Genomic DNA, 11,764 nt, shown 5'->3' on the forward strand with positions numbered 1-11,764 from the left:
TTTATATGAAATACAATAAATTAGCAATACTTATCACAACTCTGGCATTCGCAGGCGCAGCTAACGCGGCAGAAGTTTATAACAAAGATGGCAACAAATTTGATGTCTATGGACAAATTGATGTTCGCCACTATATTGCCGATTCAAAAAGTGGTGAAGATGGTGATGATTCACGCGTTCGTTTAGGATTCCGTGGTGATACGCAAATCAACGATCAACTCACAGGTTATGGTCGTTTTGAATGGGAAACTCCAACCAATAAATCTGAAAGTGATCATGAAAACCAAAACCGTTTAGCTTATGCCGGTTTAAAATTCGCTGATTTTGGTTCTTTGGATTACGGTCGTAATTATGGTGTGAACTACGATATCAATGCATGGACTGATGTTCTCCCACTTTGGGGCGCGGACACCATGGATCAAGAAGATAATTTCATGATGGGACGTAACCGTAACTTATTAACTTATCGCAATAATAATATGTTCGGCTATGTTGATGGCTTAAGCTTCGCCCTGCAATACCAAGGCAAGAATGGCGATCAAAATAAATCCTCTGGTGAAGATGCACTAAAAAATAACGGTGATGGTTATGGTTTATCCACCGCTTATGAATTAGGTTACGGCGTCACCTTAGGGGGCAGTTATGCAAACTCAAGTCGTACACCAAGCCAGCGTGACGGCGCTATTGGAGCAAAAGGTGAACGCGCGCAAGTGTGGAACGTCGGGGGTAAATTTGAGTGGGAAGACCTTTACATCGCAGCGATGTATGGCCAAGCACTGAATGCAACTCGCTATGGCGAAGATGATGCTGAAGCTGTTGCCAATAAAACAGAAAACTTAGAAGTTGTTGCGACTTATACCTTAGATTTCGGCTTAACCCCTTCAATTGGCTACAACCAATCTAAAGGGAAAGATCTCGGCGAATATGGCAGCAAAGATTTAGTTAAATATGTAGCTGTTGGCGCAGCTTATGAGTTCAACAACAACATGTCCGCTGTCGTTGATTACAAAATTAACTTATTGAATAAAAATGAGTTTACTCGTGATCACAACATCAATACGGATAATGTCTTAGGTCTGGGCTTAGTGTACCAGTTCTAATCTAGATCTCGAAAGTGGCGCTATCTTTCAGTATTAAAGATAGCGCCATTTCTTTGATTTTACTCTTATTTTTACTGATTTTGCTTCAGGTAGTCATCGTCGTCAAGCACCCAAAGCGGTTCTATATCGCTATCCTTCTTAATGACTAAAGAAGGGTCAGAACGTAAACATGCACCACCATAATGCCCACCTACCGTAAATGTACAGACCTGAATATAACGTTCTGCCACTTTCGGTAAACACCATAATTGCTGATAAACATTCTCTTGATGGGCAAATTGTCCACAAGTTTCATCCAGAATATCGTCTTGATGATCAACTAGCCCAATATTATTACCACAGCGCCCCGCGATAGGCTTCACGGCATACCCCGTTTGGCGTAGCTCATCGTTAATCTCAAAATCAGTATCCAATAAATATGGATGATGCGGGAACAGTGACCATAGAATCGGCAGAATTGATTTATTCCCAGGGATCACTGTCCATAACGGTTCAAAAACACGAATTTCTGGACGCAACAGCACATCAATCAGCCGGACATCATTATGATGTGGATGACCGGTTCGGATAGGTAAACCAGAAAGGTCACTTTCACTCTCTTGGCGTAACTGCTCCAGAGCAGTTTCCCATGCCCATGTTTTCCATACACATTGAAGCACCTGCCCTTCACCATCCACCACTTGACCCGTTTCATTCCAGACTAACTCATCCAAACCATGGATAATTTTACATTCAAATCCCGCCGCTTTAATGGATTGAGCCATAAACAGAGCGTGATAATCCTCCTCACTATCTCTATCTTGCATAATGTGAATAAACGGTTTTGCAGTGGTGTGTTTCCATGTATCCGTAAGTAACTCTTGCAGTCTTTCACCAGGATTCCAGCCCGCGTTGATGCCGCCTACTTTTGACCATTTATCAATAATTAACCCTGTTTCAGTATGGCAAGAAGCTGAATCCGCATTGTATTCATAAACTTTCAATCCACGATGGTCCATACAAAAATCAAGGCGACCCGTCACCATATCATGACGGCGGTTTTGCCATGATAAACGTAAACGCGGCCAGAGAATTTCGGGGATATTGAAAAGTTTCAGTAAGTTGTCATCTTTGAGGACTTTTTCAGTCGCATGCAAATACATCAAATGAACTTCATTTGTTGCCTGCATTAGCTGATTTTCGGCAGTACTGGAAATCGTGAAATATTCGTGGGGGTTGGCACTCAATTTATGCCCATGGTTAGCCTTCACATAGGCTAATTCAATCGGGTTAGATTCATCTAACCAGCGTTGATTGAAGTTAACTTGGCTATCTAACTGAGCCGCGTGCAGTTCCATCAATTGCGGATTAATTTCAGGTTCTTTATAGGCATACTGGTTATTATCCGTTTGTATCATCCAACCGAGGATCGTGGTATCGGTGAATGTATCAGACAACGTATAACTTCCATTATCAGTGTTTAGCGGTAGCTCTCGAGTCCACTGCTGACCCGCAGGGAGTTTATGGTGTAGAACATTTTGCTCAACAACTCGAACTTTGTTATCAAAAACTTGGGTAATAATCGCAACATGCCCAGTATGCTCAAATTCCCCCCCCTCCGCCCAAATCAGTAAGCTTCCTGCGGTGGGTTTCATTTGGCTGCCATTTTGATACGCGCGCAATGGCAAAATGCCGTCATCCACTACATGGCGCAAAAAACGTAATGCGAAAATTTCATACGCCATGCTGACATCGGTAAACACCACGCCATAATTGAGATAAAGAAAACGACGAGCAAATTCAACGCATTGCCATTTATATCCCATGTATTCATTATTGATATAACTGCGAAAAGAGATATCATCCCGTTCACCTAAATCGGGAATGGAACTGTAATTGGAAGAGTAAATTGCAACACCACCGGGGGCGTAGCCAAGTAAAGTGCCAAACGGTTCATGTTCTTCTGTCATGATCAGACTCCTATTACAGCTCACTGATATTATTTAAATTGCAATTATATGAATGCTAATAATCAGTATACGCTTGTAATAGTCAAAACACTGCGTTTTTTCATGGCATAAAAAAAGCACCTATTAATAGGTGCTTTTTGGTGTTGATCTTGAATTTAATGAGAAAATTTTGTTAGCGATAACCGCGAGTATGGTTGTTAGATGACCAGTTGTAGGTCGCATTGCTCCCTGTTACGCGCTCTTTTTTCTTTTGGGTTCTTAAGGCTTTGGCTTCTTTTTCAACTTCAGCCGAGATTTCGGTAATGATCAATTTTTTGACTTTGCTTTCTTCTGAATTGGTCAACTCGCGCCCTAAACTTTTACGTTCTTGAGCCAGCCGTTGCCTCACCCGCATTCTTTGCGTTTCAGTCATCTCTTGCAGTGTTAGGGTTTTCATGTCATTACTCCTTCGAAAGTTGAAAGACGACTTCCAATATAGCACTCCGTTCTCTTTTCGTCCCAGATAAGGTGCCATCATCCCTATTTAGGAGTATAGTAGCCCTTATCGAAATCCGAATTGATATGAATCATTTTATTTATTATGGAATTAGCGCTCTCCACACCTGAAATTCGCCAGATCCTCGCTTCTGACACCCCAATCATTGATGTTCGTGCCCCCGTTGAATTTCAACAAGGCGCTATGCCATCGGCACTCAATTTACCCTTAATGAATGACGATGAACGTACCACCGTCGGGATCTGTTATAAACAAAAAGGCTCCGACAAAGCGGTCGAGTTAGGGTATCAATTAGTCTCGGGTGAATTACGTGAAAATCGAATTAATGCGTGGAAAACTGCGTGTCAACAAAACCCAGAAGGCTATCTTTGCTGCGCTCGCGGCGGAATGCGCTCCCATATTGCTCAACAATGGTTAAAAGAAGCGGGCATTGAATATCCGCTTATTAATGGGGGTTATAAAAATTTACGCCAAACTGCCATCGATGCAATTAACGAACTCGCTCAACGCCCAGTAATATTGATTGGCGGTTGCACTGGAAATGGCAAAACACTATTAGTTCAAAGCCTTGAAGATAGTATTGATCTAGAAGGTATTGCCCATCATCGAGGCTCTTCCTTTGGGCGTACTTTAGAAGCCCAATTTTCACAGGCGACGTTTGAAAACCATTTAGCGGTTTCTATGTTAAAAAAAGCTCCTAATCACAACCGGTGGGTGCTTGAAGATGAAGGTCGAGCCATTGGCGTGAACAGCCTTCCAGATTCACTACGCCAAGCAATGGAAACAGCAACAATTGCGGTGGTTGAAGACCCCATTGAGCGCCGTATGGAAAGGTTAAAAGAGGAATATTTTGACCGAATGACCCACGATTTTCTTGCCGCATTTGGTGAAGAACAAGGTTGGAATGCCTACAGCGAATACCTACATCATGGTCTACATGCTATTCGTAAACGTTTAGGTTCCCAGCGAGCGATTGAACTAACTAAACTCCTTGATGATGCGCTGATTGCTCAACGTAAAACGGAAAAAACAGACGTTCATTTCTCATGGCTTACACCACTTCTTCATGAATATTATGATCCGATGTACCGCTATCAGTTAAGCAAGAAACAGGATCGAATTGTTTTCAAAGGAACATTTGAGGAAGTCACTGAGTGGGTAAAATCCACCGCTCAATAATGTTACACGTATCCTTCAATATTAAAATAAGGTGACGCTGTCACCTTATTGACCATTTCCAAGCCTGTTTAACGTACTTCCTGTTTAGCGTAACAGTGCACCCACTAAAAATAGTGCCCCCAATATCAAGCTGCACCCGGAACTGACATACCAAAATAGGTCGCTATTGCCTTTAAAGCGGCTTTTGATCAGTGGAAATATCGCCACTCTAATTAAAAATACAGCAGCAATGGCAATTAGAATGGATTGAGTAAAGGGTAAAGAAAAAGAACCTTGAGCTGCACTGAATGCGTACAATCCCCAAATGGTTAATACCGTGCCGACAAAAATCGCCGTAAATGGTGGATACCAATGCCCTTCTTGAGCCTGTTTAACGATCCGTTCCCCTGCTCCGAGCCACTTAAATCCAGCTGCACCCCAAACCAGACACGCAAAATGCAATAGTGCAACAATCCATGTCAGCACAGCCGCCAAATACAATGCAGTTATTCCCATTTATGGTCCTTTCAGTGAGGCTTATTTTTTAAAGGCAATCTCAGTAATACCTTGGTAAATTAATTTAGAAGCTAACCCGCCTAAAATCAATCCGACCACTTTGCCTATCACTTTATGGATACGGGAATATGTTCGTCTTACAGAAGATAATGAAAATGTCTGGCATAATATAATACGCCAAATTAGAGAAGCCACCACAATTCCTAGCCAAATCACAAGCTTAGTCCACAGCGGTGTTGAGGGTGAAATCGTAGTAGAGAAAATACTCATGAAAAATAGAACAGTTTGTGGGTTAGATAAGTCAGCAATTAACCCTCGACGAAAATAAACGCCTGTTGGAAAATTTTCTGTATTTTTTTCGGTGGCAAGAGACAGTTGCGTTTTATTTCGAAAGACACTGATCGCGTAATAAAATAAATATAATCCACCCAAAATCTTAATCAGGGAAAATAACGACTCAAACTGTGTCATTAATGCCACCAGCCCAAATAGCCCTAACCCTGAATAAATCGCATCCCCCAGTACAACCCCATAACCACAAATTAATCCGGCTTTTTTTCCTGAACTTAACGTTGTCTGAACCACCGTAAATAAGTTGGCACCAGGGTTAAAAAAGGTCAAAACAAACAAAAACAAGGTAATCAGAATGCTGTGTAGTGGATCCATCATGGTGTCTCACATTAGCGGAGGATTTTTTTATTATAGACAGGGATAACCCATCGAGGTGCAACCTACGTCAGGTTATTGAAAATCCACCGTATGCGAATGAACTAAAAACACTATCCCAACGATTTTCGACGTTGCAGCAGCCACTTATCTAACTCATTTGCAAATTGTTGGCGATCACGTTGGTTTAAGCTAGCAGGCCCCCCAGTTTGCACGCCGCTAGCTCGCATCGTGTCCATAAAGTCTCTAATTGTCAGTCTTTCACGAATGGTGGCTTCACTGTAACGTTCACCTCGAGGGTTCAACGCCACCGCGCCCTTTTCCATGACTTCCGCTGCCAACGGAATATCAGCAGTAATCACTAAATCGCCGGCTTGTGCGCGTAAAACAATCTCATTATCTGCAACATCAAACCCAGCGGGAACTTGCAGAGTTTTTAAAAACATCGAAGGCGGAACCGATAAACGCTGGTTCGCCACAAATGTAATTTGCACTTTTTCTCTATCAGCCGCGCGATATAACACTTCTTTAATCACTTTAGGGCATGCATCCGCATCCACCCAAATCACCATCATTGACATATAACCTATCTATTTCATCTTTTAAAAATTAATGGTGAGCATAATAGCATGACGCGGTCTTTTAAGAGGAACAAACTGCCGTTTCTTGTCGCATCAATAGCCCGTAACTCATGAGTGAGCACACCACCACCAAAATACCGCCAGCAATAGCAACCCAATATCCTGCATAAATTCCAAGCTCATCCACCATTTTACCTGAGAGCATCGCCCCAAATGCCACGCCAATATTGAGTCCCGCAAGTAGCCATGTCATTCCTTCCGTTAAACGGTGATCGGGAACAATATTTTCCACCAGCGACATACCGATAATCATCGTTGGTGCAAAAAATAGCCCAGATATAAACATCACCATCGACAGCGACCAAATTCCCCCGACCCACAGCAACGGAATAATCGACAGCAATGTCAGAACCCCGCTGATTAGCAACATACGCGGCAAAGGCATTGATAAACGCATCCCTCCAAATACCACCCCCATCACACAAGAACCAATGGCATACAGTGATAACACTAAACTCGCCATCGCCGGCTGCCCTTGTATCTGTGCCAGCGTCACACTCAAAATATCCACTGTCCCCACAATCACGCCCAGCGAAATCATGAGAATAATCAACAGTTGTAAACTTGGCAGGCGCAAAATAGACGCCTTCGCGCTCATCATCTGGTGCTTATCGACTAAGGCAGGTTCTGTTTTACGTTGAGAAACTAAGAGCAAGACTCCCACCAGCAATAAAATACCCGCAATCATAATTCCCGCTTGTGGGAACAGAACCACTGTCAGCCCGACGGATAAGGGAGGTCCCGCAATAAATGTCAAATCATCGAATACAGTTTCCAACGAGTACGCCGTTTGCAGTAGCGGATCCCCTTTGTAGATCTGCGACCATCTCGCGCGGATCATCGCCGACATACTCGGCATAAAGCCCGACAGAAATGCTCCTAAAAATAACCAAATATAAGAGAGCCCTAACCACGTAGACGCCACGATTAGCCCCATGCCCAGAACACTAATAAAAGTCACTAACGGCAATACGCGAAACTGACCATGGCTATCCACTTGGCGAGAAATCTGCGGCGATAATAAGGCATAAGTCAGCACAAAAGTGGCTGAAACGCCACCTGCCAGTGCATAACTTCCTTGCAACATTGACAGCATGGTAATAATCCCAATCCCCATCATGGGTAACGCTAAGCGAGCCAAAAGCCCTGCTAAGGCGAATTGGATGCTTCCTGAAGCGTGAAAAAGTTGTTGGTATCGACTCAGCATGCAGTATCTCCATGATAAAAATTCAATATATATACGGTGTGTATGTATAAAAATGATATATTGATACGAGATGAATGTAAATAATCATACGCAATGTATGTAAGAGGTTTTATGGCAAGACGAACACAAGCCCAAATGGAACAAACTCGCGCCCTATTACTGGCGACGGCACGGGATTTCTTCTGCCGTTTAGGCTATGCAGACACATCAATGGATGATTTAACTGCCAGTGTTGAATTGACTCGCGGCGCGCTATATCACCATTTTGGGGACAAACAAGGATTATTCTTGGCTGTTGTCGAACAAATAGATGCTGAAATGAACCAACGTTTACAGACAATTACGGACAACAGCGATGACTTGTGGTCAAGCTTTCAACAACGCTGTCATGCCTATTTAGAAATGGCGCTAGAGCCTGAATATCAGCAAATTATTTTGCGAGATGCTAAAGCGGTATTAGGAGAAGCCATTGCAAAATCTAACTTACAATGTGCGGACGCTATTGAAAAAATCATCGCCAAGCTGGTAGAAGATAATGTTATTGCCAACGTAGAGCCTCGCGCCCTCGCCGCGTTACTGAATGGAGGCTTATCCGAAGCGGCCTACTGGATAGCGCAAGATAAGAGTGAAATTCGGCTAAAACAGAGTATTGCTAGCATTGATATGCTACTGAATGGACTAAAACTCCCTGCTAAATAATCGCTGATAACAGTAAGCCCATATAGTGGGCTTACTCATGACGCAATTAACGCAGTGACTTAAATACGCTTATAAATTTTTCAACATCTTGTTCGCTTGTGGACCATGAAGTACACAGACGCACACAAGTTTTACCCGCTTCAGGCGCTGGCATACTGCTTAAAACGTAATGTTCCAACAATTTCTTCGCTAAATCATCCGGTAGCACCACAAACACTTGGTTTGATTCAACTGGCGCTAAGAACTCAAAACCTTGTCGCGTAAAGAATGCCGCTAAATGCATCGCCATATCATTGAGATGCTTACCCAATTTGAAATAAAGGTCATCTTTAAACAGTGCGTTAAATTGTGCCGCTAATAACCAACCTTTCGCCTGCAATCCCCCTTTTTGCTTGATGCTAAAGCGGAAATCAGATTTCAAGCTTGGGTTTAAAATTACCAGGATTTCACCGGTCAATGCACCAATCTTAGTGCCACCGATATAAAAAACATCCGTCAACTGAGCGATATCTTCAATCGTTACGTCGCTCGCATGGGACATTAAGCCTGAGGCTAAACGTGCACCATCCATAAACAGCCATAAACCATGCTCATCACACACTTTACGCAGCGCAACCAGCTCATCTTTACGGTATACCGTACCAATCTCTGTCGAGTTACTGATATACACCAATTTTGGCTGCACACAGTGTTCATCGGTATGATGCGCCAAAACTTGCTCAATCAGCGCTGGCGTTAATTTACCCGATGCTGAAGGAACAGTGAAAACTTTATGCCCTGTGGCTTCAATTGCCCCCGTCTCATGCACCGCGATATGCCCTGAATCTACCGCAATAGCAGCCTGATGAGGTCTTAATATATGAGAGATGGTCGTTAAATTGGTGATAGTACCACCATTAAAGAAATGGATATCTGCATCTGGGCGTCCAATGCGCTGTTTCACTTGCTCAGCCACACTGGCACATAACGTATCGGTACCATATCCTTCAAAACGCTTACCCGCTAAGCTATTGAGTTCTTCCATCACTGCTGGGTGCGCTATTTCATTATAATCATTAATAAAGCTGTACATTGGCAACCTACCGTTAAGTTAAAAACAAGCCAACAGTTATATGCGGATATTATTCAATATTCAATGATATTTTTTGGCTTGCAGAAACGAGTCACTTCATAAGCTGTGAGCGACGAAATGTCAGATTAAAACGGTAAGCCCCAAGTTGAGGATGAACGCCTGATTTGATTTGTCGTACCCCATGGTAATTGAGCCGTGAACGTCCGCCCCAGACCAAGACGTCCCCATGTTCTAATGGGATAGCTTGACGTAAAGACTCACGCGTCTCTCCACCAAAATCAAAGATAGTGGGTAATCCTAGTGAAAAGGAGACGATCGGCTGGGAGAAATCCGCTTCATCTTTATCTTGATGCAGCGACATTTTAGCCCCCACACCATAGCGGTTAATTAAGCAGGCATCAGGATCAAAATGAGAAAAGCCAGCTTTTTCAGCGGCATTTATCGCCAACTGTTTAAATAATGCGGGCATCATGGGCCATGGCTGCAGAGTCATCGGATCGACAGAGGAATATCGGTAGCCTTTATTATCCGTAACCCAGCCCCAATCACCGCAATTGGTCATTGCCACAGACATAGCGTATCCGCCAGGGGTTTCCATATGACGCAAAGGTGCTTGAGCAATCACTTCATGCAATGCAGCTAATAACGGCTCCCCTTGCCCAAGCAAAAAACCTTTAAGGAAATAAGCGTCTGGCGCAATCTCAATCATATTCTCTTCATCAGGAAATAACATAGTCACCACAACACATATTGTCACTACTCAGTAAAATGGGTGTCTACCTATATAAGACACCCTGACCATTTAAGCGGCTTGTTGCTGCCTTTTCAATGCCAATTTACGCTCTGCTTTTTGGCTACCCCAGACGCTGAGTAAAATCACCAACATGCCGAGTAACTGTAATGGGCTGAGTTGTTGATCAAGCCACAGCCATCCTAGGATAACGGCGCTCATCGGGCTTAAGAATCCCAGCGATGCTACTGAACTGGGTCCTAAGATAGCGAGGCCACGAAACCATAATGCATAAGTCAGTGCGCCACCGATCAAAGTTAAATAACTCAGACCTGCGATATTTAATAAACTCAAAGAAGGTAACGCAGGTTCAAGTAACAGCGCAAACGGCAGTAAGACTAACCCGCCTGCGGTTAATTGCCACGAGGTAAAGGTTAATGCTGAGACTGGAGGCTGCCAACGACGGCTTAATACCGTTCCTGCCGCCATAGAGAATGCCCCGGCTAAGCCCGCAATAATCCCGGTTAAATCTAACGCGGCACTTGGCGTCAATAATAAAATAGCTACCCCGAAAATACCGCTCAGTGCGGCAAATATCGAAATACTCGATAGCGAACTGCTTAATAGCCAACGGCTAAGGAATAACACAATCAGCGGTTGAATCGCCCCCACCGTTGCCGCCACACCTCCCGGTAAACGGTATGCGGAGATAAACAACAGCCACCAAAATAGCGAAAAATTTAAAATGCCGAGAATCAGTACTCGTCCCCACCAAATCCCCTGAGGCAATTTGCGTAAAAATAGTAAAAGTAGCAATCCTGCGGGTAAGGCTCGGAGCATGGCTAACGTCAACGGCATACCCGCAGGTAACATTTCCGTCGTCACCAAGTAGGTACTTCCCCAAACTATCGGTGCTAATGCCGTTAAAAATAGAACCCAATATCTATTCATGAATACGCTCACGTTGATTTATCTTGAGGTCAAGATAAATTCAAACTACCTTGACGTCAAGATAGATTATTGTATGATTTGCCTATGGATAGAATAGATAAAATCACTCAACAATGGGAACGTGAACGCCCCGATCTTGATATCAGCGCCATGGGGCTGATTGGTCGCTTAGGTAACGTTGCCCATCACCTGACCCGTGAAATGGAAAAGGTATTTGCCAAATTTGGTCTAAACCGATCAAGTTTTGACGTACTCGCCACTTTGCGCCGTGCGGGTTCCCCTTATACACTGTCACCCAGCGATATGCTTGCTACCTTGATGGTGACATCCGGTACCATGACCAATCGCATCGATCAGCTAGAGAAAGCCGGTTATGTGGCGCGTCATGTCAATCCTGATGATGGGCGCGGTTTTTTGGTGAGCTTAACAACTGAAGGGTTGGATTTGATCAATCGCGTAGTGACAGCCCATACCGAAAACCAATCTCGTTTAGTGGCATCACTGTCAAATGAAGAGCAACAAGCGCTGAATCAGCTACTACGGACGTTTCTAAACCATTTAGAATCATAAAATGTAGAG

The 11,764-nt window shown here is 43.6% G+C and carries 13 protein-coding genes; 4 read left to right on the top strand and 9 right to left on the bottom strand.

All coding sequences use genetic code 11. The annotated features are described in order from the left end of the window. The first annotated feature begins 5 nt into the window (after positions 1 to 5). Positions 6 to 1,100 (top strand): porin, encoded by a 1,095-nt coding sequence (locus tag GKR71_RS05545; protein WP_036947969.1) that lies wholly within the window; start codon positions 6 to 8, stop codon positions 1,098 to 1,100. Between the two features lie 71 nt (positions 1,101 to 1,171). Here GKR71_RS05545 and gss read toward each other — a convergent pair whose 3' ends face one another. Beyond that, positions 1,172 to 3,049 carry a bifunctional glutathionylspermidine amidase/synthase gene (gene gss, locus GKR71_RS05550; RefSeq protein WP_154599253.1) on the bottom strand — a complete coding sequence of 626 codons (1,878 nt, stop codon included), beginning with the start codon at positions 3,047 to 3,049 and terminating at the stop codon, positions 1,172 to 1,174. A gap of 172 nt (positions 3,050 to 3,221) precedes the next feature. Next, complete coding sequence (locus tag GKR71_RS05555; protein ID WP_132495964.1) at positions 3,222 to 3,485, bottom strand: DUF3811 domain-containing protein; 264 nt, start codon at positions 3,483 to 3,485, stop codon at positions 3,222 to 3,224. A gap of 144 nt (positions 3,486 to 3,629) precedes the next feature. On the opposite strand from GKR71_RS05555, the gene mnmH reads away from it, so the two are divergent. Beyond that, the gene (mnmH, locus tag GKR71_RS05560) at positions 3,630 to 4,724 is read left to right on the top strand and encodes a tRNA 2-selenouridine(34) synthase MnmH (protein ID WP_154610123.1); all 1,095 of its coding nucleotides are present in this window, start codon (positions 3,630 to 3,632) and stop codon (positions 4,722 to 4,724) included. Between the two features lie 84 nt (positions 4,725 to 4,808). Here the strand turns inward: mnmH and GKR71_RS05565 are convergent, their stop codons facing one another. From GKR71_RS05565 to GKR71_RS05580, 4 genes are all read right to left on the bottom strand, one after another. Beyond that, positions 4,809 to 5,219, bottom strand: coding sequence for a hypothetical protein (locus GKR71_RS05565; protein WP_154634028.1), 411 nt, complete (start codon positions 5,217 to 5,219; stop codon positions 4,809 to 4,811). Between the two features lie 21 nt (positions 5,220 to 5,240). Beyond that, entirely contained in the window at positions 5,241 to 5,888 is a 648-nt protein-coding gene (locus GKR71_RS05570) for a homoserine/threonine efflux transporter (protein ID WP_108478125.1), read from the bottom strand. A 110-nt stretch (positions 5,889 to 5,998) separates the two neighbouring features. Next, entirely contained in the window at positions 5,999 to 6,457 is a 459-nt protein-coding gene (locus GKR71_RS05575) for a YaiI/YqxD family protein (RefSeq protein WP_036948314.1), read from the bottom strand. 70 nt (positions 6,458 to 6,527) lie between these two features. Next, positions 6,528 to 7,733, bottom strand: coding sequence for an MFS transporter (locus GKR71_RS05580; protein ID WP_154599255.1), 1,206 nt, complete (start codon positions 7,731 to 7,733; stop codon positions 6,528 to 6,530). 111 nt (positions 7,734 to 7,844) lie between these two features. Between GKR71_RS05580 and GKR71_RS05585 the strand changes: the two genes are divergently transcribed. Further along, complete coding sequence (locus tag GKR71_RS05585; RefSeq protein WP_036947987.1) at positions 7,845 to 8,432, top strand: TetR/AcrR family transcriptional regulator; 588 nt, start codon at positions 7,845 to 7,847, stop codon at positions 8,430 to 8,432. A 46-nt stretch (positions 8,433 to 8,478) separates the two neighbouring features. On the opposite strand, the gene GKR71_RS05590 is transcribed toward GKR71_RS05585, so the two are convergent. The 3 genes from GKR71_RS05590 to GKR71_RS05600 form a co-directional block, all read right to left on the bottom strand. Next, positions 8,479 to 9,504: a threonine aldolase family protein gene (locus GKR71_RS05590; RefSeq protein ID WP_036947990.1), complete on the bottom strand. Its 1,026-nt coding sequence runs from the start codon at positions 9,502 to 9,504 to the stop codon at positions 8,479 to 8,481. Positions 9,505 to 9,595: 91 nt separating this feature from the next. Then, positions 9,596 to 10,237, bottom strand: a complete 642-nt coding sequence (gene alkB / locus GKR71_RS05595; RefSeq protein WP_154610125.1) for a DNA oxidative demethylase AlkB — start codon at positions 10,235 to 10,237, stop codon at positions 9,596 to 9,598. A 69-nt stretch (positions 10,238 to 10,306) separates the two neighbouring features. Beyond that, a complete protein-coding gene (locus tag GKR71_RS05600) occupies positions 10,307 to 11,185 on the bottom strand; it encodes an EamA family transporter (protein WP_154610126.1) in 879 nt (292 codons plus the stop codon). 84 nt (positions 11,186 to 11,269) lie between these two features. Between GKR71_RS05600 and GKR71_RS05605 the strand changes: the two genes are divergently transcribed. After that, entirely contained in the window at positions 11,270 to 11,755 is a 486-nt protein-coding gene (locus GKR71_RS05605) for a MarR family winged helix-turn-helix transcriptional regulator (protein WP_036947999.1), read from the top strand. The last annotated feature ends 9 nt before the right edge of the window (positions 11,756 to 11,764 follow it).

The sequence above is a fragment of the Providencia sp. wls1922 genome, from assembly GCF_009706505.1.
Taxonomy (GTDB): Bacteria; Pseudomonadota; Gammaproteobacteria; order Enterobacterales; family Enterobacteriaceae; genus Providencia; species Providencia lanzhouensis.